We start from the raw sequence: 25392 nt of genomic DNA on the forward strand, positions 1-25392 counted from the left end.
GTATTCGCAGGGCTGCCTGCTATATCGGATAAGCGCGATCTAGGCGCGACGTCTAGATCAAAATTTGAGACAGTCCAGATACATTCGTATGCCGCTACTGCAGGGAGCGTGATAGGGCTTTTTATATAGGTGTTATATAGGTGAACTGCGATATGCGTCGCCGAGTTTTGTGGAATACACCTGAGGAGTGAGTGCTCTTTATGCCAGGGAGATCCGGCGACGTCGGGCACTTATATATTACAGTCAGGATAATCCTAAGCGCTTCCTAGCACATAGGAGTAGGAACAACAGAATAATAACTGCTGACGGAGAATGCTGCCGTGCAGCGAAGTCGCACATGCGAAAAAGAAGTGCATAGTTCGGGGGGGGGAGACGTCATGGGAATATTGAAGAACAAGATGCCCAAAGATTACTATCTATGGTTTACCGGCGGGACCGTTTTTAGTTTAGGCTCATCCATTGAACAGACGGCCGTCCCGCTCGTGGCATTTGCCGTCACCCAGTCAACCAAAACGGCTGGCGTTATCTCGATGGCCGTCTCAATCGGCTGTTTGATAGCGATGATCCCCAGCGGGGTCGTCGCTGATTACTACGATCGCCGCAAAACCATCATGGTGCTTGGAGCGCTTGACGCGATCATCGCTTTCATCTTGGCTGCCCTGATCTACACCGAGAAAGCTAATTTGATCTGGCTGGTCGTCCTCGGATTTATCGCGGCGGTTATTGGAACAGTGGTGGGCGTAGCGAATAATGCCCTCTTGAAAAACATCGTATCGACTGAGCAGTTCCCGACGGCGATGTCCTTAAACGAGGGGCGGAGCGCTGCCGTCTCGATTATTGGCGGTCCGATCGGTGGCGCGCTCTTCGCCCTGTCCCACGCTTTGCCGTCGGCCGTGTATTCCTTCAGCGCGTTAATTCGAGTGTTCACTACGAAATTTATTAAACGTTCGGAAGGTACGGCTCCTCGGATCGACAATAACCACATTAAAATGTTGACCGCTGGTTTGCATATCGTGGTCAAAGAGCCATTTTTGCGCAGCCTGACGATCATTGCGGCTCTGTTGAATTTTGCGGGAGGGGCAATCTTCCTCGCCGTCATTCTCGATCTACAGCAACGCCACACTCCGCCGGCACTTATTGGCGCTATCTTTACGGCGATCAGCGTCGGAGCGCTGGTGGGTGCGCCGCTAGCAGGTTTCCTATTGCATCGAGTACCGACGGGGAAGCTAATTGTATTGGGTTTCGTTGTTGAAGCAATCGGCATGGCACTACTTGCGGTTAGCTCGAATGTATTTTGGGTAGTTGGATGCATTGCGGTGGCCTGCATTGCACTGCCCTGTATTAACGGTTCGGTTGAGGGATTTTTGATGGCGTCTGTGCCCTCTGAGTTCCAAGGTCGAGTCGGATCGGCTGTGAGCTTCGTGGCTTTAGCTATTGCGCCGCTGGCTCCGCTCGCTGCGGGATTCCTTCTGGCGGGCTGTGGGCGCGAATGGACGATTCTAATTAATAGTTTTGTTTTTGTTATCGCACTTGCGCTCGCGGTAGGTATGAGAGCAGTGCGGTCAATCCCGCTTCCAGAAAAGTGGGACGAACATGCGAGCAGTATTCGAGAGCATTGCGAAGCCTTATCGGGGAATAGTTCTGCACGATAAAGGAGGCGCTGGGTTTCCAATGCGAGAGGAAATTTAGCTGATATACGCCAGATGGTAGTTGATAGCTGACATCTGATAGCTACATCGGCTAGTCGATATAGGCACGTGATAGCGGCTAATCGATAGTCACATGGGCTGTTATCTGAGTAAGAAGATGTCTGGGCTATTCGTCATCGCTTTGAGTAGGTAGTTAACGCGGATACTGTGCAAACGCTGAGATAGCAACGGTTACAGGCATGTGCTGGAGGAACATGCCAAAAATGGTGCGTAGTGCGCGTTTAATCTTATGCCACGTAGCGCGACCCGCGATGATAGGTTATGCCTTACGATTCCAGGTAAGAGTTCCGGCTAATAGTGTTAGGGGAGTGGCCGACGTAGCGCTTGAAAACCCGCGTGAAATATTTGTAGTCAGAAATGCCTACTGCTTGGGCCACCTGATAGACCTTCATATCTGTTGAGGTCAGCAAATAGACCGCTTGTTGTATGCGGTACCGATTGACGTAGTCAGCCAGCGTCGTGCCCACCTCGGCTTTGAACTGCTCATTCATATAATTCACCGACATCCCCACATGTGCTGCCACGTCGCGAAGCAAAATGCGCTGAGCAAAATGTTGGTGAATAAAATCCAGGATCTGCCCAATAGTTTTCGACCAATGACCGTCAGCGGCTGTGTGAGGCAGCGCGTGAAAATTGAGGGCTTGGTGTGCGATATGGTCGGTATCCCTACTGCGAACTGCCATAATGTGTTCGCGCAGAGTATCAATACAGGCAGCGAGCTCGTCGGGATTAACCGGCTTCAAAATATAGTCGAAAACGCCTAACCGTAAGGCTTGCTGAACTAAAGAGAACTCGTCATACCCACTCAAAATAACAGTGGCAAAAGAGGTGCGATCCTTAACGTTTTGAAGCATCTCCAGCCCCGTCATGACCGGCATTTTAATATCGGTGATGACGATATCGGGCTTTACGTGGGTAATCAGCTCAATGCCTTCAGCGCCATCGGAGGCTTCCCCGACGACGTGGCAATCATGTGCCGCCCAGTCGATAGAAAAACGTAAACTGCGCACGATCAGGCTCTCGTCGTCAATCAGCACAACCTTCAGCATTTATTTCCTCTCTCCCGATATGCGCTCACTATGAAACATCCTTAAACTGCCATATTCGCTACAGGTACTAAACCAATAACGGTAAGTTCAGCCGCACGCGCGTCCCGCAACCGACGGCAGAATCAATCGTCAAACCCAGATCGGGTGTGCCATCAGGCGTATCATTTTCGCAACCGTATAGCAGTGAGATCATTCGGTGGACGTACACCAAGCCCAAGTGATTGCCGTCCACATCAGGCTGAGTGAGGGCGTGGCGGATCTCGGCAATTTTCTCTTGGCTCATGCCATCGCCGTCATCGTATACCTCGATTTGTAAGACCTCATTGACGGCGCGAGCCTGAATACGGATGGTTAGTTCTTTGGTGCGGTTACCTCCGTGCAGTAACGCGTTCTCAATGATGGGTTGTAAGAGAAGACGTGGTACGCGCGCATCGGCAATATCCGCTGGAATCTCAATGCTGTATTTGAGCCGGTTTCCCCAGCGCATCTGCTGTAATCGCAGATAGGTTTCCATCAGTTCGGCGTCCTCGCACAGTGGCACTTCCGCGTCGGATTCATGGATGCAATAGCGCAAGAATCGAGCAAATTCTTGGGTCATTTGGATGGCAGACTCAGTGTTTTCTGCGATCTGGAACGCCAAAATATGCAGGATATTAAAGACGAAATGGGGGTTGAACTGGTTGGTTAAAACCTTGACGCGCAAGGTCTGCTCGGATTGGACGAGTTGCCGGTTGCGTTCCAGTAGCTCTTCAATGTGGGAAAAACTCTGATTAAATGCGGCATATAGATCGTTGAATTCTGTGAATTGCCCTGGTGGTAGCCGGTATCCGGGGCCTTGTGCAGACCATTGGTTGATTCCTTGAACCACGTCATCAACGACGGAATATAGGCGATCTGCCTGGCGTTTGGCGACGATGAGGGTCAATGCGAGGGCTGCGATTGCTAGCAGGATCATGGCGGTGAGGGCATATCCGCCGATGGCGACGAATAATGCGGTAGAGGTCATGGCGTAGCATTGCATGCCCCGGGGACCGCTGGCATGTTCGCGGAAATATGAATGGCCGCCGACGTCAACCGCGCCCCAGCGGGTAGGGTGCATTTGGAGTTTGGCGATGGCGGCGTCCTCGTCGGAGTGTTGGCTGAGGGATTCCCAGGTGGGCGAACCCCAGATGATGGTGTTGAACTCATCGGTGATCACAACGGTATCTACGCCTTGCTCAGCGACGACGTTATGTACGCCGACTTCCCCGATGGTGGCCATTAAGACGGGATCGCCGGTGGCGGCGGTGTATGCCAAAACGCCGATAGTTTGGTGCGGAGAAAAAAGTTTGCTTTGCAGTTGCCCAGTAGCTATTTTCCCTGGATGGGCGATTGCGGTACGTGCGATCTGGTTTTCTTGTTGGGTTTCGCGGAGAAGTTGGCGATTTGGTTCGTAGAGGGTGCTGAGCAGTTCCCCTCCTTGCGCGTCAAGGATCGTCAATGTTGATCCTTCGGGCCAGGTTTTGATGATGGGGTAGATGAGCTGGTAGATGTGCTGACGGCTGAGCTCGGTAGAGGCGGTGGCGAGCTGGTGTAGAGCTGGTTCGTTGGAGAGTCGAGTCAGATCGGATTCGATTTGGTCAGTGGCGGTATCGAGAAAATGGCATGTTTGGCGGGCGCTACGGGAGAGGACTTCGTGGGTGGTCCAGGCGAGGATTGCACCAATGACGAAAATAGCGACGAGGAGCGTGACCCCGACGAGAAGCATGGCGAAGCGAAGAAAACCTGCTTGGGCGTAATCCCGGTATCTCTTCACGTATCGTTCTCCTCGGTGATGGGGGGGGAGGCGGCTATAGCTCGCACCTGTGTGCAAGTTTAGCTATAGCCGCCGTGGCTCGGGCGCTTCGTGCCAGATTAGCTGGCTGGCTAATTCGCGAATTAGCCAGCCAGGTCAGTCAGCTAGATTAGCCAGAGCCGGATTATTTCCCTGGCTCTGGCTAATCTAGCTGACCAGGGTCGGCAGGCCCGTTGGCGTATCTCAACCTGGTGGTGTCGTCGGCTGAGATACGCCAACGGGCTCAATTCCTCTGGCTCAGCCAGCCAACTCCAATTAATCAACTTGGCTGGCTGAGCGGGCAATCAGCAGGGCAGATTGCGGCAATCACGCTGACTGTAGCATTAGCATTCTGGCCGGCTTAGCTGCCAGCTAAATTTGCGCAATCTTAGTCGCCAGCCAGAATTGTGCAATTGCATATCGCAGGGATCTGGCACGATCTGGCACGAAGCTCGCGTCAGGGTCCGTCGTTACCAATATCGTGACGGCCCCTGACGCGGCACTGACTTTTGCTTATACGCTAGCGGCGCTAGCCTCGTCAGGCTTTACCTCGCTAGCACTTGCCCGTACCTAGACGCTAACGTCATTCTTTCCAGTGAGCTTGAAGAACAACAGGAGAGAGATGATGGATGTCAGCGTCAAGATAGTGGAGTAGGCGGCGGCTGCGCCGAAGTTAGAGCGAATAACCTCGGTGTAGATCGCCACGGTAAGGGTTTTCGTCCCTGCGGTGTACAAAATGATTGAGGAACTCAATTCACTGATGACGGTAATCCACGACATGATCGCGCCGGCGAACACACCGGGAAGCATCATGGGAATCGTCACGCGCCACAAGGATTTGAACTCGCTGGCCCCCAAACTGATCGCAGCTTCCTCAAGGGAGGGGCTGATCTGCCCGAGAATCGCAGAGCTAGAACGAATCGTGTACGGCATCCGTCGGACGGCTAAAGCCACAATGATGATGTAGGCCGTGCCGGAGAGGAATATCGGCGGAGAGTTGAAACCGTACAAGAACGAGATAGCTAAAACAGATCCGGGAATGATGTACGGGAACATGGAGAGCACATCTAGGCTACCAGTGATGGCATTAGGTTTACGCACCGAGAGATAGGAAACCAACATACCGATGACGACAACGAGAATAATCGCAGCCAGACCGAATAAATAGGTATTCCAGATCGCGCTCGAATTCGTCGAATCGAATAAGGTATGCCGGTAATGATCCAAAGTGAGTGTCCCATCCAGCACAACCCCGCCTGAGGTCCCCATAAAGGAGGTCGCAATAACGGTCACTTGCGGCAAAATAGCCAGCGCCAGCACCCCATAGACGAATACGTAAGCAAAGATACCGCGCAGACCTTTAGCAGGCTCTGCTTGCATAGGCTTCAAAGCTGTCATGGAGTAAGTCAGGCGCTTAGAAATATAGCGTTGCGCGAAGAACAGAACCAGCGCAATGAGCACGACAACGACGCACAAGGCAGCGGCAAAGTGGTCATCCGTGCTGACTTCACCCATGAACTCGTTATAAATCAGGACGGGGAAGGTCTGGTATCCTTCACCGATCAGCATGGGAGTACCGAAATCGGAGAACACCCGCATGAATACCAGCAGCATTGACGCCAGCAATGTGGGAACCACTAAGGGGAGGACGACTTTAAGTACCCGCCCGACGGCGTTACATCCGAGCGACTGTGCTGCTTCGATGAGCGAAGAGTCGAGATTCTTCAGCGCTCCCGAGATATACATGTAGATCAGCGGGAAGGATTGCAAACAAAAGACGAGAACAATCCCAGGGAATCCGTAAATACCGGGGAGTTCTATGCCGGTTAAGGTATGAATTGCGCGGGTGATGTACCCATTGCGACCCAATAGTTGCACCCAAGCATAGGCCCCGATGAAAGGTGGGGATAGGTAGGAGATAACGATGAGAATGTTGATCCATTTTGAGCCGCGGATCCGCACGGAACGCAATACGTAGGCCATTGGCAAGCCGATAACTGTTGCAATTAACGTTGCAACAATTGTGACCTTGAAACTGTTAACCAGGGAACCCCAGTAGTATTCCTTGGCCATGAATTTGGCGAAATATGCGGTGGAGAAGCTACCCGTTTCTGGATCAATCACTGCCCGATACAGGACGAGAATCAGTGGAAAGACGACGAAAGTAACGAAGAACGCCAGCAGTGCCAGGCTCAGCACATTCCATCCGGCTTTTGTGCCGCGAGAGGTCGCCCCGGCGCGATTCGCACGAGTCTTTCGGCGCGGCGGAGTAGGTGATTTAGTCGTGACCGTCATGGCAAACTCCTAGTTCCCTCGGGTGAGGTTGCGCTGACCGTCTGCGGTAAAGACGTTAATCTTATGGGCGCGAACCTGGAGCTTGACGGGGGTGCCAGCGGGGATAGGCGCGGCGGTATCGTCGTCGCGAATAACCTCTACGTGCTGCCCGTCGGGCAATTCCAGGAAGTAATGGGTGGATGTGCCAAGGAATACTGACGATATGACGGTAGCCGGCAACCCTGCGGCATCGTTTTCGGTCACGATGAGGAATTCTTCTGGCCGGACGGAAACCGTCACGTTTTGGGAATCAGAGCTGGAATCGCCCTGCGGATCAAGACCCGGCACGCTGACCTCGTATCCTTCGCTAATGCGGATTTTCTCGCCGATGCGCTGGGCGGAAAGCAGGTTGGATAAACCGATGAAGGTGGCAACAAAGGTATTTGCTGGGCGTCGATAGATCTCTTGTGGTGTGCCTACTTGCTGGATAACCCCGCCGTTCATGACGGCGATCCGATCAGAAACGGCAAGGGCTTCTTCTTGATCGTGGGTGACATACACCGTAGTGATACCAACGGAATGTTGGATTTCTTTGATGGCATTGCGCATTTCGACGCGCAACTTGGCGTCAAGATTGGATAGCGGCTCGTCCATGAGCAGCACTTGCGGTTCAATCACGAGCGCACGGGCAAGGGCGACGCGCTGCTGCTGACCGCCGGAAAGTTTGGCAGGCATACGCTCTGCCAATTGGCTGATCTTAACGGTATCGAGGATCTTTTCGATAGCTTGTGCGGCCTCTTTCTTCGCGGTTTTGCGCATTTGCAGGCCGAATCCCACGTTTTCTTTGACGGATAGATGTGGGAACACGGCGTAGTTTTGGAAAACCATCCCCATATTGCGCTTATTGATCGGGACGTTATTAATGACCTTACCGTCAACCGTAATCTGCCCACCGTCGATGCTGTTAAAGCCGATAATCATGCGTAGTAGCGTGGTCTTTCCGCAGCCAGAGGGACCAAGTAAGGTGAAGAATTCTCCGGGGTTGATTGACAGGGAAAGACCGTCGATAACAGTGTCGTTGCCGAATCGTTTAGTGACGTTATCAATGGAAATCGTTACGCTCATCGTATTTTTCTTTCTTTATGGTCGCGCCTGAGGCGACCCTATGACTGGGCAGATCATTAAACGCATTAACGAGGGGTCATCTGCATTAATGCAATGATCTGCCCAGTACATTTTGGGATTAAAGGGACGCGGGATTACTTTGCGTCGGTGCGATGCTCGGAGTACTTCTCCGTGATAGCGGCCTTATTTTCAGCGACCCACGCCTCGTCATAGTTGGCAACGAGCTTGATCTTGTCGGTGGGCGTCATGTAATCAGCGAGCTTCGCGCCGGTGCGCAGCGGGCGAACAGTGGTTGTTTCACCAACGCGGTTCTGAGTCTCTTCATTAATCATGAAGTCCACGAACTTCTTGGCATTATCTAAATGAGCAGCGCCTTTAATGATCTGTACGGATTCCCCAGGGAAGATTGCCCCTTCAGCGGGGAAAACAACCTCCACGTCAGCACCAGACTTGACCAGGTTAGCGGCGGGATCTTCCCAGGTGAGGCCGACGACGTATTCGCCGTTAGCAACGCCCTTGTAGACCTGTGATGAGGAGTTCGCGATCTTGCCGTCGAGATTGGCCAGGAATTTATCTACATAATCCCAGGCTGCCTTGGACATCGGATCGCCATTACCGGCGGTGTAGAGCATAGCCATCAATACCTGGAATGCCGAGGAGGAATTCACCGGATCGCCGAACGCGATCTTTCCTTTCAGCTCAGGGTTAAGCAGATCGGCAAAGCTCTTGATCTGCATTGAGCCAGCAAGACCTTTATTGACAACCATCACCGTTGGATCAGCAAAAGCCGGAGTGAAGTATCCGCTCTTGTTCTTGAATTCGGCAGGCATATTGGCGTCTTCGGGGCTGGTGTACTTCTCGAACATGTCTTTCTGCGAGGAGAGCATCGTTTCATCGGCGGCCCAGAGCACGTCACCGAGTGGGTGATCGCCTTCGGATTTAACGCGCTTAATTAACTCGCCGGTACCGGCTGTCACTACCTCAACCTTAATGCCGGTTTCCTTTTCAAACTGTGGGATAACCGCGTTGTTGAGGGCTTCGGAACGGGCAGTATATACCACTAATGTGTTGGGGTCATCAGCGGAATCATTACCGCCACAACCAGTCAGGCTGAGGCCGACAACTGGCAGAGCGAGAGAACATAACAGTGCAACAGAGCGTTTCATTTTCCATTCCTCCTTGAATGTGTCGCGTCAACGCTTAGAGCAACTCTAAAAGTTCCTCAGCAGGTGTGATACCGACGATATCCCGCACTGGGTGGAAAATATCCCGCAATAGCAGAAAGCTATTCAGGAATGAAAAAGCCTGGTTAACGAGCAGTGCTCGGCTCTACGGTTGCCAATAGTAAGTGGTCGATGCTGTTAGCGTGCAATGACGTGGTAAGAGCGGATAACAGCTCGCGGGTGGTAGCGCTAAGCGGCATCAGCAGCTAATAGCTACATGTAAGCGAGCGCAGAGGATCTGCGGCATGCTCGGAGTGCACCTAATACGTGCGGTTATATGCAGCCCGATCGCAGATTCTGCTAGTGTGCCGGCCTAGAGGCTGTATCCGGTACGTTTAGTGAATAACCCGATGTACCACGCATAGCCTCAGTGTTTTTATGCAAAACGAATAGCGCGCTGACGAAAACAGCGTGCCCGACAACGCTAAGACCCGAGCGGCAGAACAAAAATAAGGATCATAGGGCATGCCGTGCGCGCACTGAAAGTAGTGCGACCAGTAGATATGGGGCGGCATGAGACGCCATGAGACAGGCAGCAAAGAGAGAAATCCGCGTGTTAGCCTAGTGGGCAGACAACTCACAGGGGGGGGCGTTGCCACATGCGCAAAGCCTATTATGCTTGGTTATTGGCAGATACATCCACACAGCTCGGTTCTGCTATTCGCGCCTTTGCGCTGCCAGTGTTAGTTGTTATTGCGGATGGATCCAATACGCGAGCAGGAACCCTATCGGCAATCTCGTCTTTTATTATTGCTGCGGTTTCGTTAATTGGTGGGGTCATTATTGATCGCTATGATCGGCGTATTTTGTTGCTGCTCTCATGTGCAATATCGTTGATGATCTTCGGTGGCAGCATTGTCTGGCTCAGCTTTAACCGGCTTACCTGGATGTTCCTGATGGTCGTCGCAGTCTTATCGGCACTGCGCGGTGGCATGTTAGGGCAAACCTCCAATGTATTGCTTCGCGACGTCGTCGAGGACGAAAAACTCCCACGGGCAATGAGCATCAATGAGGGGCGGGACGCCAGTATAGAGATCGCTGCTGGGCCGATTAGTGGTTTCCTTATTACCCTGGGCGCTATCGTCCCGTTTATCGTCGAGTTTGTTCTCAATGCGCTCGCCTTTGCCGCCACGCTATTTTTGCCATCGACGAAAACAAAAACTGCTGAGGGTGCTAACGACGAGGAATCCCCAACACCAAGCGAGCAAGAGATCGATAACGCTGCCCGCGGCTTACAAACGAAAGAGCGGCGCAACCTTATCGTGGCAATGTACCGTGGACTAGCCAATACGGTAGGCGAGGCCTAGCAAGGGATTGCACTCATTGGGAAAAACAGAATTTTCTTGCTATCGGTGATTCTTTCGTCATTATTCTTCCCCATGCTCAACGGGCTGATTTTCATGCTCATCCTCGTCATGGTTGATGGTGGAAATTCCCCGATTTCTGCTGCGACGCTCAACTCTTCAGTGGCAGTTGGCGTCATTATCGGCTCGTTCCTCTCTGCTCATATCACTTCTCGGGTAGCAACTGGAAAGATCTTAGTGATCGCTTTCTGTATGCCCGTGCCCTTTGCCTTAGGTGCGTTATGTGCCCCTAATTTTGTTCTCCGATTAGGTGCGCTGTTCTTTTTACTCATCATGCTGCCCTCGGGTAACGCGGCCTTTGGCGGATTCGTGATGAAAATGATCCCCAAAGATCTACTGGGGCGCGTCTTTTCCGTGCTACAACTCGCAGGCATTGCTATTGCGCCGATTGTCAGCATGTTCGTCGGCCTCGGCTTGGATCACCTGGGAGCGATCGTCACCGGTTCTGTACTCATTGCGGTGATGGCAGGCGTTGGAGCCATGAGCTTTTCTCCGTTACTGCGCAATATTCCACGGCCCGACGGGTGGGACGATTACATCGAGAATCTAAAAATTATCCGCTCATAATCGTGCGCAAAGACTATCTCGCGCGGATATAAGGGTGGGGTATGTGCTGGGCAAATATCGTCGATATGGGTGATTGACGGTTATAGGTTGTGAGGGGCGGCAGGTGGCGATCCGGAATCTTAAAGAATGTGAGCGGGGAGAGGTTTCGTGCTCACGGCAACGCGAGGGCATCTGCGCAAATAGAGGCAATCAGGCAGTGAAGCGAGCAGATTTTGCCTGAAGAAGGCGAACGCGCGTAATTGTGGGTGATTTACGGGGTAGCAGGTGAGCTGTTCGCCATTCGGAAAGTGAAATATTAGCTATATTCGTACATAGATATTTGGCTATATCGGGCATGTCTGTATTAGGTTATGGGTCTGGCGGATAGATATGGGTGTTTTCGGGAGAGCACGGGATTACATCGAGAAAAAGCGGTGCGTATTGGCAAGGCGCAATGCATTACCAGGGGATAGCGGTGAGGCAGGTAGCGGTAATGGAGAACGGATAGCGCCTGCCACTGAAACGATAGCTGGAAAATCTGCGCCACAAAACGAGGATTCGGCAGTAGATAAGCAGAGCGAAGCGGTAAATACTGCGGAGGGCGATACTCCGACAGCAGTGGATGATAACGCTGAAATAGATGCGGCGATTAATGCGGCTGTGCAGGAAGAGAAACAAGAGAAGCGGGTAGCGAGATATGTCCTGCATCAGGCCTATACGGTGCAGTTTGTAATAATAGTTTTTGGTGCTTATGTTGTTTTTGGCCTGCCTTATATTGCTGTAATGGTTTGGCCTTCTGGGGATGCCTATCAGCAAAAACAATATCTGTCAGCAATGCTTGACTGGTATCAACATGCCGGGCAGTCAATCGTCGGGGATCCACTGATAATGCTCAATACTTTGGCGCTGGCATTCCTCGCGGCATTCGTTTTTATTACGTTCGGATCTCGCCATGACAAGACCTGGCAGGGACTGCGGGTAGATGGTGTTATAGAGGGGTGGTGTAGAAATGTTGCAGCGGTAACAATCCTTTGCAATCTGCTTGTGTGTTATGCCGTCTGCCGGCAAAAGGGCTTTGTTGCGTTACCGCCATATCTTATTTCAATAGTCTTACTGTTCTTATGTGGTTCACTTTCCTGCCGAGCTTTCGGTTTTTCGCTAGCTCGGCAAATAAGAGATCTTAAGAAGCAGAAAGAAGAGATGAAAAATGAGCGTGCAGAGTTTGCTTATGGGCGGAAGAAGGTGGTAGGCAGTACTGTCTTCTATGTAGTGAGCATTGGCTGTGGTGTAGGGGGATTCTGGATTATTGGTGGTGTCAGGACTGAACTTTCTTCAGTTATCCAGATGTCTTCCACAATGTCATTTCTTATGCTTTCCGTGCATTTTGGCGTTATTATTGGGGCGGATCGAAACAGAATTCCACGAACCGCCCTATCGGCAATGGATTTATTGTTTAGTGGAGTTTATATATCGACCCTTATCGATAGTATTCGCGGAAATATGCCTCTCATTATGATGATAGTCGTAGTGTTGCTTGAGGCGTGTTTCCTCCTCCCATATTTCGTTTTCGGAGTTTTACGTCTGTTTGACGATCTTTTGTGTCCACTTTTGTTGAAAAATGGTAAAAGGCTAAAAAGAAGATATTACGGGGCGCGGGAAATAAGAGGCTGCAGGTTTCTTTTCAGAGTGAGAGAGTGCTGCTTGTACGTATCAATTCTCCCTATCCTAGGTGCTATTTATGGCTGGGTACTAAGCCGCGAAATCAAGCGGTGTGACAAAAGAATCGCTGAGCTAACAGCTTTCTTGGAAAAGCAAAAAGGATCGGCGCCTACACTATGAGGTGCCGATCCTTAGAAGTAATAACGCCTCTATTTTACCCGATAGAGTCAATGACTCTCTTTGCCTCAGCTAGTGAAGCTCCTGTGCGCTCGCGATACAGCTTAATTGCCTCAATTTTGTGACCGGCGAGCAAAGCTGCCTGCTCCTGTGGGGAGAACTGATTGAGATCCACCGACGGCTGAGCGGGGGCTTCGTCAGCACTGGAGGTGTTAACTGCCGGCGTGATGTTTGTGGTGGTGCTAGGGGTGGTGCTCCACGTGCTGGTTGGAGAGCTATCCTTGCTGAAGATCTTAGATAAAAAGCCCATTTTTGCTCCTAAATTCCATGCTTCATTGAGGTGCGTCACCTCGTATGCGGGGTGAGGTATCGCTAAGTATATTCCCCTTTATATGGATCGTTTTGCTGTGGGAAAGAATTATTCTCTGAGCTTTCTTGGCTGGTAGGTAGCGGGTATATAGGAATTGGCGGCTATACGGAAATAAGGAAAGCCGGTGTGCTCGCCTCCCGCAGGCTTCAGAGCAGTCAAATGCATTTGCTATATCCGTAGGTTTTCGGCTGTTCGTCCGGCAGATATGCATGATTTTCCTGACGGAGAACCCCAGAACGGGATAAAATCGCGGCAATAGTGTGAGACAGAAGGAGCTAATCCCATGCTTATTACAACTACATCCAGCGTTGAGGGATACCCCGTCCAGCAATACTTCGGCGTTGTCAATGGTGAGACTATTATCGGTATCAACTTCCTCAAAGATATTGGTGCCGGATTACGCGATTTCTTTGGTGGTCGCTCGGCCGGATATGAGCGAGAGATGGCGCAAGCGCGAGATATTGCCCTTGCCGAAATGGCAGATAATGCCACCCGAATGGGCGCGAATGCTGTGATCGGATTCCGCTTTGACTATGAAACACTAGGTGCAAACAACAGCATGTTGATGGTGGTTGCCACCGGAACGGCAGTACGGATCTAACCTCTGCCTCAGCCACGCCGAGTATGTCGAGGAGTATCCACAGATACTGCAAAAGCAAATGTGGCATGTTGTGCTCTATTGGGTGCGTTTCGTCTATATGCGGGACGCACCCAATGTGTGAGTAACCATTCTTCAGTGTCAGATGGCTAACACGGGGTTTGCGGCGAAGATATAGCCCCCCCCTGAACCTGAGCGATTCCCCGATGGCGAAACGTGATTAATGCCGGAAAATCGGCGCAAGACTCCAGGAATAATCGTTCTTCCCGTAGAATATATAGCGGTGACGCCACCTGGTGACATCGCCGAGATCTGGGAGAACCATGCTGACATTACTTGCCGCATTCGCAGGTGGAGCTTTTGGTGCTCCCATTCTTATGCGGCGCGGGCGGCTAGGTTATCTGATTCTGGCGCTTATTCCGGCGTTCGCTTTCTGTTATCTCCTGAGTTTTGCTCCGGCGGTTATCCACGGAAATCTGCCATATTCAGCATGGCATTGGGTTCCGCAGCTCCATCTCATTTTATCTTTCCGCCTAGATGCGCTCTCCTGGGTGATGGCTTTGCTAGTCACCGGCATTGGAGCACTGGTCTTGGCTTATTGCGCTCGTTACTTTTCCCCGACGGCATCTGGTATGGGGCGATTTGCTGCGATTTTCTTGAGCTTTGCCGGTGCGATGCTCGGGCTGGTCACCACGGACAACACCTTAGCGCTCTATCTGTTCTGGGAACTGACCTCCGTCTTTTCCTTTATTCTGATCGGTCATAACCACGATAAACGCAACTCTCGGCGGGCGGCCATGCAAGCCTTTATCGTCACCACTGCCGGTGGATTGGCAATGCTAGCTGGCATTATCACCCTAGGAAGCATTCCTGGTGGCTCATATTCTCTGACGGAGCTTATTTCGGCCGCGCAGTCAGGGGCGCTAGGGGTTGCGCCTATCACCGCACATTCCGTGCCGCCAATTGTTATCTCTGGGGCAGTGGTAGCTATCCTGTGTGGCGCGCTCAGCAAATCCGCCGTTATCCCTGTGCATTTCTGGCTTCCCGGCGCAATGGCTGCCCCGACGCCGACCTCTGCCTATCTTCATGCTGCCGCTATGGTCAAAGCCGGCGTCTACCTTATCGCTCGATTATCTCCCGCATTTTCTGACGTTCCAGCCTGGCGGTATATTGTGCTTATCGGCGGGATCGGGACGCTGCTCCTTGGCGGGTATCGAGCCCTAAAGCAATATGATCTGAAACTCGTCCTGGCCTTTGGCACGGTATCGCAGCTCGGCCTGATTATGCTCATGGTTGGCTACGGAACCTCGGCAATGCTGCTTGCCGGTATGAGTATGCTCGTCGCTCATGCGCTATTCAAATCCACGTTATTCCTGGCCGTCGGTCACGTGGATTGGGCGACTGGCACGCGCGATCTGCGGAAATTATCTGGCGTTGGGCGGCGAATGCCGATTACTGCTATCGCGGCAGGTCTTGGCGTGTGCTCTATGATGGGCATTCCAGGATTCGCTGGGTTCGTCGCGAAAGAAGCCGCCCTCCATGCGCTCGTTGAACCACAGTTGCGCCCAGATGGAACGGATCTCCTTGCGATCTTTACCTGTGTTGCCATCGCCCTCGGTTCAGCGCTGACCGTCGGATATGCCCTGCGATTTTGGTGGGGCGCATTTATGTCCAAAGCAGACTGCGAATGTGAAGCAGGGAACGTCAAACCTCATTCGTGGGTGATGACCCTTCCCATCGTTATCCTTTCCCTCGGCGGGGTAGTATTCGGGCTGGCTCCTAATATTTTGGAGCGGGTACTGGGCTCGCACGCCCGTTTAATAGCTGGCAATCCAGGGCATCTATCAGCTTGGGCAGGATTTGGAGTGCCGCTAGCTATTTCGGTGGGGATTCTCAGTGCAGGTTGCGGGCTTTTTGCGATCCGCTCCGTTTTTGCTCGTCTGACCGGTCGGCATAACTTCCCCCTCGATGCGGAAGATACTTACCATGCCCTTATCTCTCGTCTCGATGCCCTCTCTGGGCGGGTAACGGCAGTAACGCAGCGAGGATCATTACCGGCATATCTTTCGACGATTTTCACCTTTACTGCGTTGGCAGCGTTCTTTGCCCTCCTTTTTGGTGATCTGCATGTGCCACTGCGTTTGCGCCCCTACGATACGCTCGCTCAGGCTATTTGTGCTGCTCTCACGCTTCTTGCGGCAATCCTGGCAGCGCGTGCCCGTCATCGCCTGAAAGCCGTGCTCATGATGGGAATTTCTGGTTATGGCGTTGCCTTCACCTACGAGCTGTATGGTGCTCCAGATCTTGCCTTGACCCAAGCGCTGGTGGAAACCATGACCTTAGTGGTCTTTATTTTGGTGTTGCGCCGCTTACCGCAGTATTTCTCGAACCGACCATTGCGTATCTCGCGGTGGTGGCGCATTGGCCTAGCAGTAATTTTTGGCTTAATGACGACGATTGTGGCGGTGTTAGCGGCGGGAGCGCGGATACATGAACCGATTTCTGCGGCCTTCCACGATGAAGCGTATGCCTACGGCTACGGGAAAAATATCGTCAACGTGACCTTAGTGGACGTGCGGGCGTGGGATACGTTCGGCGAAATGTCTGTGGTGGTGGCCTGTGCTATCGGCATCTCTTCGCTGCTCTTCATCCGAGATCGCAGCGGGCGCGTGGATAGATTCCGCAATTTGACTGCGCCGCGAACCTCCGTTGCCGGTCAGATCGTGCGCCCGATGCGAGATAATGGTGGGCCGACGTGGCGGCGTTCCCAAACTCGCCGGATCGAATCAGCCGTGACAGCTCCAGCTCGAAACCGCCGTTGGCTTGCCGGTACTGACAGTGTGGATTTCGCTAACCGTTCCGTGATCCTCGAAGTCGGCACGCGGCTCATTTTCCATACCATCGTCGTGGTGTCAGTGTTTTTCCTGTTCTCTGGGCACAATCAACCAGGAGGTGGATTCGCTGGTGGGTTACTAGCGGGTATCGCCTTAGTTTTGCGCTACGTTGCTGGCGGGCGCTATGAGCTAGGGGCGACGTTGCCGCTCCATCCGGGGCATTTAATGGGAACTGGAATGATAACTGCTGGTATGGCGGCCATGATTCCAGTTCTCTTAGGCGGCACAATTTTGCAAAGTGCCAAGATAGATTTTGTTCTCCCTGGTTTCGGGCATGTTCATCTGGCGACGGCAATTTTTTTCGATATCGGCGTCTATCTTGTGGTTATTGGATTGATCCTCGATATTTTGCGCTCTTTGGGGGCAGAGATTGACCGTCATGGCGAGATTGAAGGTCTGAAAGTAAAGGAATACCAGTTGTCGCCCGCACAGGATTCACGTCGAGATGATACCGACGCAGAAGTTTCGCGCTCCATGAGTGACGATGAGGGAACGCCGGATGATCTTCTCGTCGCCAACGCTACCGGCCAAGATCGGATTTCCGGCGAAGACGTAGAGCACACTCGCGCCTACCTCGGGCAAACACGGCAGGAGGAGCGATAAGTCATGGCATCCTTAGCGCTTGCGATATTGGCCGGTGGTCTTGTAGCAGTGGGAGTGTATCTCGTTTTAGAGCGCTCACTTTCGCGTATTGTGCTGGGATTATCTGCAATAACCAATGGGGTGAATATCGTCTTTCTGATTGCTGGCGGGCGCTCCGGGCAGCCGCCGATTGTGGGAACGGCTGAACCAGAGCACATGTCAGATCCGTTGGCGCAGGCCATGATGCTCACAGCAATCGTGATTTCACTATCCTTGACGGGATTCTTGCTGGCGATGGCCTATCGCATGTGGCAGCTCAACGGCAATGATGAAGTGCAAGACGATTTAGAGGATCGACGCATTGCCCAACGAGCAGAGCGTGACAAGATCGAAGCCCGAGTCGATGTGCCAGATACGATTGAACAGCAAGCTGCCGAAGCAAGCGATGAAATGGAAAAGGGCGATCCGCTGGAGGTTGCCTCATGACCTGGACTTTCTTGGTGGCCTTACCCGTGGCCTTACCGATCTTCGGGGCGGGACTTTCGCTGGCATTCGCCCAGGTGCGACGCTTACAAGGGATTGTCTCCGCGGGGATCTTGACCTTAGTGTGGCTGGTTGCGGCGGCGCTGGTGTATTTATCAACGCAGGGTCCTGTGGTGCTCGATGTTGCCTCGTGGGCAGCCCCCGTCGGGATCTCTTTGGTTGCTGATCGACTCTCGGCAATTTTACTACTGACCTCCGTAACCGTCACGCTCACCGTGTTGTTCTATTCCCTGGCGCAAGGTGCGGCAGATGGCGATGAGGCTGCGCCGATTGCGGTGTACCATCCGGCATTCTTGCTGCTGTCAGCCGGAGTCTCTAATGCGTTCTTAGCTGGGGATCTGTTCAATATCTACGTCGGTTTTGAACTGTTGCTTACGGCTTCGTTCGTCCTTATCACCTTGGGTGGAACTCGTGATCGAATCCGCTCTGGCACGGTCTATATCGTGGTGTCGCTGGTATCGTCGGTCGTTTTCCTAGTGGGAATTGCGCTATCGTATGCGGCGACCGGCACGGTGAGCTTGGCGCAGTTGGCCTTGCGGCTGCCAGAGATTGATCCAGGGGTTCGGCTGACGATCCAAATCCTGCTTTTGGTTGGGTTCGGGATTAAAGCGGCAGTGTTCCCGCTGTCGGCATGGTTGCCTGATTCTTATCCGACGGCTCCGGCTCCAGTGACTGCGGTTTTCGCGGGATTACTGACGAAAGTCGGAGTATATACCATTATTCGTAGCCAGACCTTGCTGTTCCCTAATAATCGGCTCTCGGTGCTGCTAGGTGGGCTGGCGATTGCCACTATGCTGATGGGAATTTTAGGCGCGGTGGCGCAACATGACATTAAACGTCTGCTTTCCTTCACCTTGGTTTCCCATATCGGGTACATGATGTGGGGTATCTCGATTGCGTCGGTCGGGGCGTTAAGCGCGACGATCTACTACGCGGTCCATCACATCACGGTGCAGACGGCGCTCTTCCTCGTTGTGGGCTTGATTGAACGTCGGGGCGGAACGACCTCCCTCGTAAAACTCGGTTCGCTACTGAAACTTGCTCCGTTACTGGCGGTGCTCTATCTCGTACCGGCACTGAACCTCGCTGGAATTCCGCCTGGATCAGGATTCTTCGGAAAAGTGGGGCTTATTGAGGCTTCCGTTGATCGTTTCACCTGGTTGGATGTGGTGTTGATCGGGTCAGGCATTATCTGTTCACTGTTGACCTTATATGCCGTGGCGCGCGCGTGGAATATGGCTTTTTGGCAGGAAGCCCCGGAGCCTTTGCCTGCTAAGCCGATCCCGTGGGGGATGACGGCGGCCGCAGCAACTTTGGTCTGTGTATCCGTCGTGATCTCCTTGTGGGCGGGGCCGATCAACGAATTTAGCCGATCGGCAGCAGCGGAATTGCGCGCTCGCAGCCCGTACATTGTGGCGGTATTACCCGAAGGGGGTCGCGGGACGGGGCAAAGCCCGAACGTCCCGGCGGAGGATTTACCACAGGTGGATCCCAGCCCGCGCCCCTCGTGGGTGCCTAAGTCGGGAGAGGAGCACACGGATGACTAATACCTCGCTGGGGAAGAGCAGTGCTCCGTATCGGTCGAGTCGTTCTGCGTCGGCTATTCGGCGAGCGAGCCATCGTCCGGGCAGATTTCCGCATGCTTCCGTCGGGCTGCTGTTGTGGTTGATGTTTGTCTGGGTGTTGTTGTGGGGAGATCCTACGACGGGCAATTTCTTGGCAGGCATGATTGTCGCGCTGGTTGTGACGACGGTGGCCTCATTCCCTGCCACTCCCTTTGATGGGCGATTCCGCCCGTGGGCTGTGGTGCGCCTGGTGATTAGACTGCTGTGGGATATTGTTCATTCCTCTTTCCAACAAGGGATGTTTATTGTGCGCGGCAAAAAACCGCGCGGGGCGATCATTCGGGTGCATGTGCGCTCCCACTCGGATGTGTACCTCGCGATGATTTCTGGGATGACGGCGCTGGTGCCAGGATCAGTGGTGGTTGAAGCACATCGGGTGACGGGAACACTGTACGTCCACGTCTTTGATACGGGGCTTGCTGGTGGGATTACGGGGGTACATCGGACGATTCTGGCTTTGGAAGAGCGGATCATGCGGGCCTTCGCTTCTCATGATGAATTGGTTGACGCGGGATATGTGCCAGGATCATCGCCCCGATTAGGCCGTCTGCCTACCCCGTATGCGCCGGCGACGGGTGCGCCTCGGGAAAAACTCTCCGACACCTCGGTTCGATCGCCTGTTGCCTATCGCCATTCGCGCCTGGAAGCCAAGAAACATGAGGCCGCCACTGGGCGCAGACCGGCAGGTGATTGCCCGTGATATACGTCGTTATCTTCTGTGTGGTGTTACAGGTGATTGCCGCTTGTTTGATTGTGGGGCGAATCGTTAAAGGTCCAACATCCCTTGATCGGATGGTTGCTGTGGATTTGATGACCTCAATTCTCTTAGGGGCGTTTGCGGTTCTCGCTGCGGTAACTCGACGTTCGGATCTGTTGGCGGTATTTATTGTGCTGTCGCTTGTCGGTTTCGTAGGATCGACGACATTGGCACGTTTTCTTGGTCCTTTGGATCCGGAGGCTCGTCGGATTCTTTCTCGGGAAGAAGAGCGTCAACTTGATGAAGAAACGGCTCGCCGAGCTGACGATGCGGCGCCAGTTCATGACGTCGATCATGAGGAGGATATGCCGACGCAGTATCCGCCGCATTACTCAATGCCGCAGGAGGAGATTCCGCAAGAGGCGTATGCTCAGCGTAGCCGCTATGTGTTGCCGCGCGTATTAGGCAATACCTCACCAGAGCTAGGCGGTGAACGCCCATGAATTGGCTGTTGCTAGCCGATGTTCTCGGCATGGGATGTATGCTCATGGGATCCATTTTTATGTTGATCGCCGCGATTGGCGTGTACCGTTACCCGGATGTGCTGGCCCGTCAGCACGTGGCCACGAAACCGCAAGTATTTTCCTTGATTCTTCTCATGTGTGGTGTCATGTTGTTAGTCCGTGAGGCGACGATGACGTGGACGATGTTGTTAGTGATCGGCTTCCAGCTCATTACCTCGCCCATCTCGGCGCACATGATATCGAGATCAGGGTATCGGACTGGGCGGGTTAACCGATCTGCCTTGGTGTTAGATGAGCTAGGTGAAGATATTGCCAGCGGGGATGACGGCGGTAGCTCGCCAGTGAGCTAGCCAGAAGATATGTGCGGCGTTAACGGATAGCCTGTATGGCTGCTGCGAGCGTCGGTGCGAACGGGAACATACGCATGATTGCGCAAAGAGCGGAGTTCCGAGATGAGCGCATGACATCCGTCGGGCAAACGACGATAATAGACAACACACGATACCTCGAAGTCGGAGGGAAGAATGAATATCGGATGGAAAGTCGTCAGCCTCGCTATTTCTGGTGCGGCCGGCGTGGTAGCAAATCAGGTTGTGGGGCAGATCTGGGAAAAGGGTTTGCACAAGCAGCGGCCAGAGGGCGATGAGGCGGAAATTGATTTGCCGCTGATTGAGATTGTGGTTTTCACCGGCGTTACGGCGGTTGTTAACACCTTGATTACAACCGCATTGAAGCGTAAAGCTGCTCAGTGGTACGGCAACCGTTAATCGGAGTGCCCGCCTGGTAACAGGAATGGTGTAGTGCTAGCTGGTGCGGTCATAGTAATAGGCTGCACGGCCCAGAGATAGCTGGGGTAGCTCGGGTGCTACAATTGAGAGCACGACAGGGGAGCGCGAATGCGCTGAGAGTGCGGGATCGGCCTGCAGACCCTCGAACCTGATCCGGTTAGTACCGGCGAAGGAAGTCGAGTATCTCTCCTCGGGGGTACCCCGAGCCCTCCCGATAGCTGGGAGGAACAGTGAAAAGAATATATGTCGCGTGTGTAAGTGTGCTGTTGAGTGCCGGTGTTGGATTATCCGGTTGTTCCGCGATGGATCAGACCTCCTCACAAGCCCGTGATAAGATAGTAACCGTATTGACGCATGATTCCTTTGCGTTGTCAGAAGAACGCAAAGCTCAATTTGAAAAACAGACGGGATACACCCTGAAAACTACCGCGCCTGGGGATGCGGGTATGGTGCTCAACCAGTTGATCTTAAATAAAGATAATCCGACGGTTGATGTAGTATTCGGAATTGATAACATGTCTGCCCAACAGGCAGTTGATTCTGGGGTGATTGCCGCGTATCAGCCGAAAGTGGATCCGCGTGCGCAGTTGCGCGTTGGTGGATTAACCGCCATTGATTTAGGGGATGTATGCCTGAATGCTGATACGGCGTGGTTCGCTAGTCACGGTGTGGCTGTGCCGCAAGGCTTCGATGACCTGGTGGATCCGCGTTATCGGAATCTTTTGGTGGTAACGAATCCTGTCACTTCCAGCCCTGGTTTGGCGTTCTTAGCGGGAACGATTGTGCATGCCGGTGAGCAGTGGCCGCAATATTGGAGTGCGCTGTTTGCTAATGGGGTGAAAGTGGATGATTCCTGGTCCACTGCCTTTAATACGGATTTCAGTGCTGGTGAAGGTAAGGGGGCGTATCCGTTAGCCCTGTCCTATGCATCGAGTCCGGCTTATGGGCAGGGGGCGTTTGAATCCGTATTGGGGACGTGCGTGCGCCAAGTGGAGTATGCCGGGGTTGTCACGGGTGCGAAGAATGAAGCAGGCGCGCGGGCCTTCGTTGATTTCTTGCTGGAAGATCAGACCCAGCAAGAAATCCCGCAGACGATGTATATGTATCCAGTGGCGAATGTGCCGTTGCCAGCAGATTGGGAAAAGTACGCACAATTGGCCCCCAACCCGATTGTCCCGGATCCGGCAACAGTCAAAGCTCACCGTGAGGCCTGGCAAAAACAATGGACGCAGTTATTTGAATCGCGCTGATATGAGCGGAAAAATCCGGTCATAGGTGATTGATGGCAATAGCGAGCTGTAATAGGGGAAATCGTACTCAGCGCCGCGGCAGGATAGCCGCGGCGCTGAGCTGGGTTATTATTCTCAGCATTCCGCTGGTCTTTCTGGCTCTCTTTTTCTTTTGGCCAGTGGGTGCCATGGTGGGGCGTGGGATCGGAGATTCGGCGGTTGCCCACAGCGTGCTCGGGTCGAGTCGAACCTGGAAGATTGCCGGGCAAACATTGTTCATGGCTCTGGCGGCAACTGGTGGTTCAATCCTGTTAGGTATCCCTGGCGCTTACGTGCTGTATCGGCTCGATTTTCCGGGCCAGCGCTTGTTACGGGCACTGGTCAGTGTGCCTTTTGCCCTGCCGACCATCGTCGTCGGTATTGCGTTTCGGGTTCTTCTCGATAGCGACGGCCCGCTGGGTTTCCTGGGGTGGCAGGAGAGTACCGTTGCGGTGATCGCCGCGATGATCTTCTTTAATTATTGCGTGGTGGTGCGCAGCGTTGGGACGATGTGGCAAGGATTAGGTGATCTTGCCGTGGCTGCCCGCACTTTAGGTGCCTCACCCTGCCGAGCTTTTCTCACGGTGACCCTCCCGCAGCTTGGTCCGGCTATAGCGGCGTCCGGTGCGCTCGTTTTTCTCTTTTGTTCCACATCATTCGGGATTGTCAGTGCTTTGGGGCGCCCTGGATATGGCACGCTCGAATCGGAAATATATATCCAGACGAAGGTCTATATGAATTTTCCGGTTGCGGCGGTGTTATCGGTTCTCCAACTGTTGTTTGTGGTTTTTGCGTTGATTTTATCGTCGGTGCTATCGGCACGCACGGAGAGATACGCCCCCCAACGTGTTCGACCACGGCAGATGGCGCGAAGTGATCTGCCGGCAGTGGTGATAACGGCAGGAATGTTATTATTCCTCGCCGCGCCTATGATAAGCCTGGTTCTTGGTTCGCTACACGCAGCCGACGGCTGGGGCATGCACAACTATCGAGTACTGCACCTGGCTGGTTCGGGTTTTGCCGGTGGAACCTCTGTTCTTTCGGCTCTCAACCATTCCATTAAGATCGCCTGGGATGCGGCAATCATCGCTGTAATCGTGGGGATTATTGTAGCTTTTGCTGGGTCACGTCGGCCACGTAGCCGCCTCCTTAGCCTTCTGCAACGCCTAGCTGACACCTTTATTTTGCTTCCTTTGGGGATCTCTGCGGTGACGGTTGGATTCGGTTTCCTTATCACCTGGGGGCGGATTTCCACTATTCCTTCAGGGATGATCGTGCCTCTCGCGCAAGCAGTGGTGGCGCTTCCACTGGTTGTTCGTTCGCTCGTTCCCATTTTGCGTTCTATCGATCCTCGGATGCGCCAGGCGGCAGCAACCCTCGGGGCGACTCCGATACGTATTGCGCTGACGATTGATCTGCCGATTATGGCTCGCGGTATCGGCGTGGTATTCGGCTTTGCGTTCGCAATTTCACTGGGCGAATTTGGTGCAACCTCGTTTCTAGCTAATCCGGATTATGTGACGCTCCCTGTTTTAATATCGCGACTGTTGGGGCGCCCTGGGGTGGATAACTACGGTATGGCTTTGGCTGGTTCCGTCATTCTCATGTTTTTGACGATGGCGGTCATGTTTGCTGCTGATCTGCTACGCCTGCGTGGTCGAAAGGAAAACACATGATGGAATTACGAGACGTTGACGTGCGCTATGCGAAACCGCCGGTACATGCTGTGCGCCGCCTTTCCATGACGATTAACTCGGGCGAAATCGTCGCCATTCTCGGTAAATCAGGCTGTGGAAAATCCTCACTATTACGGGCAATCGCTGGGTTAGAACCGGCAACTGGGCAGATCCTGCTCAATGGTCGAGATATTTCTGCGCTGCCCACTCATCGCCGGAAAGTTGGCATGTTATTCCAAGACGGGCAACTCTTTCCGCATCGCAATGTGGAACGCAATATCAGTTACGGTTTGGAAATGATAGATATGTCTGCCGCTGAGCGCAGGGAACGGGTGGCGCAAATGCTGGAAATGGTGGGGATGGCAGGGTATGGCAAGCGGGCGATTTCCACGTTATCTGGCGGGCAGGCCCAGCGGGTGGCTCTGGCCCGGACGCTGGCAGTACGCCCGGATATTATTCTGCTGGATGAGCCGTTATCAGCGCTTGATCGTCTTTTGCGTTTGCGACTGGGCGAAGAGATCCGTCATATCGTGCAAAAATCGGGGATGACTGCACTGTATGTTACTCATGATCGCGAGGAAGCAATAGCGGTTGCCGATCAGATTGCTGTGATGGATGGCGGTGAGCTAATCGGGATGGGAACGTATCAGGAGATGCGTGAGCGCACCTCAGTTCCAATCATTCGCGATTTATTGAGCTGAGCTTCGGGTTGGTGCTTCACACCTGCTGGAGCGGCAATCACCGACCCCTAAGAGAGGGCGGGTAGTGAGCAGGGATAGTGCCGCCGCTCATGAGCGAGAGGGTGATTATTATCCGGAGAATCGCCCTTTCAACACAAGCCGATCACTCATAACGGAGCGTCGGCTTGTGTTGGGGTTGTCAATAACT

Annotated in this window: 21 protein-coding genes and 1 riboswitch; of the genes, 15 read left to right on the forward strand and 6 right to left on the reverse strand. The window is 53.2% G+C overall.

The window, feature by feature from the left end:
• The first annotated feature begins 377 nt into the window (after positions 1–377).
• Positions 378–1652, forward strand: a complete 1275-nt coding sequence (locus tag ACLHIJ_RS07225; RefSeq protein ID WP_411298822.1) for an MFS transporter — start codon at positions 378–380, stop codon at positions 1650–1652.
• Positions 1653–1975: 323 nt separating this feature from the next.
• Here the strand turns inward: ACLHIJ_RS07225 and ACLHIJ_RS07230 are convergent, their stop codons facing one another.
• The 5 genes from ACLHIJ_RS07230 to ACLHIJ_RS07250 form a co-directional block, all read right to left on the reverse strand.
• Positions 1976–2758 carry a response regulator gene (locus ACLHIJ_RS07230; protein ID WP_411298823.1) on the reverse strand — a complete coding sequence of 261 codons (783 nt, stop codon included), beginning with the start codon at positions 2756–2758 and terminating at the stop codon, positions 1976–1978.
• 67 nt (positions 2759–2825) lie between these two features.
• Positions 2826–4553: a sensor histidine kinase gene (locus tag ACLHIJ_RS07235; protein WP_411296963.1), complete on the reverse strand. Its 1728-nt coding sequence runs from the start codon at positions 4551–4553 to the stop codon at positions 2826–2828.
• Between the two features lie 588 nt (positions 4554–5141).
• Positions 5142–6866, reverse strand: coding sequence for an ABC transporter permease (locus tag ACLHIJ_RS07240; protein WP_411298824.1), 1725 nt, complete (start codon positions 6864–6866; stop codon positions 5142–5144).
• 9 nt (positions 6867–6875) lie between these two features.
• A complete protein-coding gene (locus tag ACLHIJ_RS07245) occupies positions 6876–7970 on the reverse strand; it encodes an ABC transporter ATP-binding protein (RefSeq protein WP_411296965.1) in 1095 nt (364 codons plus the stop codon).
• A gap of 134 nt (positions 7971–8104) precedes the next feature.
• On the reverse strand, positions 8105–9136 hold the full coding sequence (locus ACLHIJ_RS07250) for an extracellular solute-binding protein (protein ID WP_411296966.1): 1032 nt from the start codon (positions 9134–9136) through the stop codon (positions 8105–8107).
• A 656-nt stretch (positions 9137–9792) separates the two neighbouring features.
• Here ACLHIJ_RS07250 and ACLHIJ_RS07255 point away from each other — a divergent pair.
• The 3 genes from ACLHIJ_RS07255 (at position 9793) to ACLHIJ_RS07265 (ending at position 12942) form a co-directional block, all read left to right on the forward strand.
• Positions 9793–10500 carry an MFS transporter gene (locus tag ACLHIJ_RS07255; RefSeq protein ID WP_411298825.1) on the forward strand — a complete coding sequence of 236 codons (708 nt, stop codon included), beginning with the start codon at positions 9793–9795 and terminating at the stop codon, positions 10498–10500.
• A 45-nt stretch (positions 10501–10545) separates the two neighbouring features.
• A complete protein-coding gene (locus ACLHIJ_RS07260) occupies positions 10546–11124 on the forward strand; it encodes a hypothetical protein (protein ID WP_411298826.1) in 579 nt (192 codons plus the stop codon).
• A gap of 369 nt (positions 11125–11493) precedes the next feature.
• A complete protein-coding gene (locus ACLHIJ_RS07265) occupies positions 11494–12942 on the forward strand; it encodes a hypothetical protein (protein WP_411298827.1) in 1449 nt (482 codons plus the stop codon).
• Positions 12943–12976: 34 nt separating this feature from the next.
• Here the strand turns inward: ACLHIJ_RS07265 and ACLHIJ_RS07270 are convergent, their stop codons facing one another.
• Positions 12977–13249 (reverse strand): hypothetical protein, encoded by a 273-nt coding sequence (locus tag ACLHIJ_RS07270; RefSeq protein ID WP_411296971.1) that lies wholly within the window; start codon positions 13247–13249, stop codon positions 12977–12979.
• A 343-nt stretch (positions 13250–13592) separates the two neighbouring features.
• Between ACLHIJ_RS07270 and ACLHIJ_RS07275 the strand changes: the two genes are divergently transcribed.
• The 11 genes from ACLHIJ_RS07275 (at position 13593) to ACLHIJ_RS07325 (ending at position 25205) form a co-directional block, all read left to right on the forward strand.
• Positions 13593–13910 (forward strand): YbjQ family protein, encoded by a 318-nt coding sequence (locus tag ACLHIJ_RS07275; protein WP_411296972.1) that lies wholly within the window; start codon positions 13593–13595, stop codon positions 13908–13910.
• 320 nt (positions 13911–14230) lie between these two features.
• Positions 14231–17404, forward strand: a complete 3174-nt coding sequence (locus ACLHIJ_RS07280) for a Na+/H+ antiporter subunit A (RefSeq protein WP_411298828.1) — start codon at positions 14231–14233, stop codon at positions 17402–17404.
• A 3-nt stretch (positions 17405–17407) separates the two neighbouring features.
• Positions 17408–17869: a Na(+)/H(+) antiporter subunit C gene (locus ACLHIJ_RS07285; RefSeq protein WP_411296974.1), complete on the forward strand. Its 462-nt coding sequence runs from the start codon at positions 17408–17410 to the stop codon at positions 17867–17869.
• Positions 17866–19473 carry a Na+/H+ antiporter subunit D gene (locus ACLHIJ_RS07290; protein WP_411296975.1) on the forward strand — a complete coding sequence of 536 codons (1608 nt, stop codon included), beginning with the start codon at positions 17866–17868 and terminating at the stop codon, positions 19471–19473. The genes ACLHIJ_RS07285 and ACLHIJ_RS07290 overlap by 4 nt, the downstream gene beginning before the upstream one ends.
• Complete coding sequence (locus ACLHIJ_RS07295) at positions 19466–20251, forward strand: Na+/H+ antiporter subunit E (RefSeq protein WP_411298829.1); 786 nt, start codon at positions 19466–19468, stop codon at positions 20249–20251. The genes ACLHIJ_RS07290 and ACLHIJ_RS07295 overlap by 8 nt, the downstream gene beginning before the upstream one ends.
• The gene (locus ACLHIJ_RS07300) at positions 20248–20751 is read left to right on the forward strand and encodes a monovalent cation/H+ antiporter complex subunit F (RefSeq protein ID WP_411298830.1); all 504 of its coding nucleotides are present in this window, start codon (positions 20248–20250) and stop codon (positions 20749–20751) included. Before ACLHIJ_RS07295 ends, ACLHIJ_RS07300 begins: the two co-directional genes overlap by 4 nt.
• Positions 20748–21122, forward strand: a complete 375-nt coding sequence (gene mnhG / locus ACLHIJ_RS07305; protein WP_411296978.1) for a monovalent cation/H(+) antiporter subunit G — start codon at positions 20748–20750, stop codon at positions 21120–21122. The genes ACLHIJ_RS07300 and mnhG overlap by 4 nt, the downstream gene beginning before the upstream one ends.
• A gap of 174 nt (positions 21123–21296) precedes the next feature.
• Positions 21297–21539 (forward strand): DUF4235 domain-containing protein, encoded by a 243-nt coding sequence (locus ACLHIJ_RS07310; protein ID WP_411296979.1) that lies wholly within the window; start codon positions 21297–21299, stop codon positions 21537–21539.
• Between the two features lie 107 nt (positions 21540–21646).
• A riboswitch (TPP riboswitch) is annotated at positions 21647–21752 on the forward strand.
• Between the two features lie 38 nt (positions 21753–21790).
• Entirely contained in the window at positions 21791–22810 is a 1020-nt protein-coding gene (locus tag ACLHIJ_RS07315; protein WP_411298831.1) for a thiamine ABC transporter substrate binding subunit, read from the forward strand.
• A gap of 167 nt (positions 22811–22977) precedes the next feature.
• Positions 22978–24504 (forward strand): ABC transporter permease, encoded by a 1527-nt coding sequence (locus tag ACLHIJ_RS07320; RefSeq protein WP_411298832.1) that lies wholly within the window; start codon positions 22978–22980, stop codon positions 24502–24504.
• Complete coding sequence (locus tag ACLHIJ_RS07325) at positions 24501–25205, forward strand: ABC transporter ATP-binding protein (protein WP_411298833.1); 705 nt, start codon at positions 24501–24503, stop codon at positions 25203–25205. Before ACLHIJ_RS07320 ends, ACLHIJ_RS07325 begins: the two co-directional genes overlap by 4 nt.
• Positions 25206–25392 lie beyond the last annotated feature (187 nt).

It is taken from the genome of Trueperella sp. LYQ141, assembly GCF_046599555.1.
Taxonomy (GTDB): Bacteria; Actinomycetota; Actinomycetes; order Actinomycetales; family Actinomycetaceae; genus Trueperella.

What these genes read in the sequence shown, in the direction of transcription:
- ACLHIJ_RS07250 (WP_411296966.1), bottom strand. Translation starts at nt 9,136, where the DNA reads ATGAAACGCTCTGTTGCACTGTTATGTTCTCTCGCTCTGCCAGTTGTC.
- ACLHIJ_RS07310 (WP_411296979.1), top strand. Translation starts at nt 21,297, where the DNA reads ATGAATATCGGATGGAAAGTCGTCAGCCTCGCTATTTCTGGTGCGGCC.
- ACLHIJ_RS07320 (WP_411298832.1), top strand. Translation starts at nt 22,978, where the DNA reads ATGGTGGGGCGTGGGATCGGAGATTCGGCGGTTGCCCACAGCGTGCTC.
- ACLHIJ_RS07265 (WP_411298827.1), top strand. Translation starts at nt 11,494, where the DNA reads ATGGGTGTTTTCGGGAGAGCACGGGATTACATCGAGAAAAAGCGGTGC.
- mnhG (WP_411296978.1), top strand. Translation starts at nt 20,748, where the DNA reads ATGAATTGGCTGTTGCTAGCCGATGTTCTCGGCATGGGATGTATGCTC.
- ACLHIJ_RS07290 (WP_411296975.1), top strand. Translation starts at nt 17,866, where the DNA reads ATGACCTGGACTTTCTTGGTGGCCTTACCCGTGGCCTTACCGATCTTC.
- ACLHIJ_RS07225 (WP_411298822.1), top strand. Translation starts at nt 378, where the DNA reads ATGGGAATATTGAAGAACAAGATGCCCAAAGATTACTATCTATGGTTT.
- ACLHIJ_RS07255 (WP_411298825.1), top strand. Translation starts at nt 9,793, where the DNA reads ATGCGCAAAGCCTATTATGCTTGGTTATTGGCAGATACATCCACACAG.
- ACLHIJ_RS07280 (WP_411298828.1), top strand. Translation starts at nt 14,231, where the DNA reads ATGCTGACATTACTTGCCGCATTCGCAGGTGGAGCTTTTGGTGCTCCC.
- ACLHIJ_RS07285 (WP_411296974.1), top strand. Translation starts at nt 17,408, where the DNA reads ATGGCATCCTTAGCGCTTGCGATATTGGCCGGTGGTCTTGTAGCAGTG.
- ACLHIJ_RS07325 (WP_411298833.1), top strand. Translation starts at nt 24,501, where the DNA reads ATGATGGAATTACGAGACGTTGACGTGCGCTATGCGAAACCGCCGGTA.
- ACLHIJ_RS07240 (WP_411298824.1), bottom strand. Translation starts at nt 6,866, where the DNA reads ATGACGGTCACGACTAAATCACCTACTCCGCCGCGCCGAAAGACTCGT.
- ACLHIJ_RS07275 (WP_411296972.1), top strand. Translation starts at nt 13,593, where the DNA reads ATGCTTATTACAACTACATCCAGCGTTGAGGGATACCCCGTCCAGCAA.
- ACLHIJ_RS07245 (WP_411296965.1), bottom strand. Translation starts at nt 7,970, where the DNA reads ATGAGCGTAACGATTTCCATTGATAACGTCACTAAACGATTCGGCAAC.
- ACLHIJ_RS07230 (WP_411298823.1), bottom strand. Translation starts at nt 2,758, where the DNA reads ATGCTGAAGGTTGTGCTGATTGACGACGAGAGCCTGATCGTGCGCAGT.
- ACLHIJ_RS07295 (WP_411298829.1), top strand. Translation starts at nt 19,466, where the DNA reads ATGACTAATACCTCGCTGGGGAAGAGCAGTGCTCCGTATCGGTCGAGT.
- ACLHIJ_RS07270 (WP_411296971.1), bottom strand. Translation starts at nt 13,249, where the DNA reads ATGGGCTTTTTATCTAAGATCTTCAGCAAGGATAGCTCTCCAACCAGC.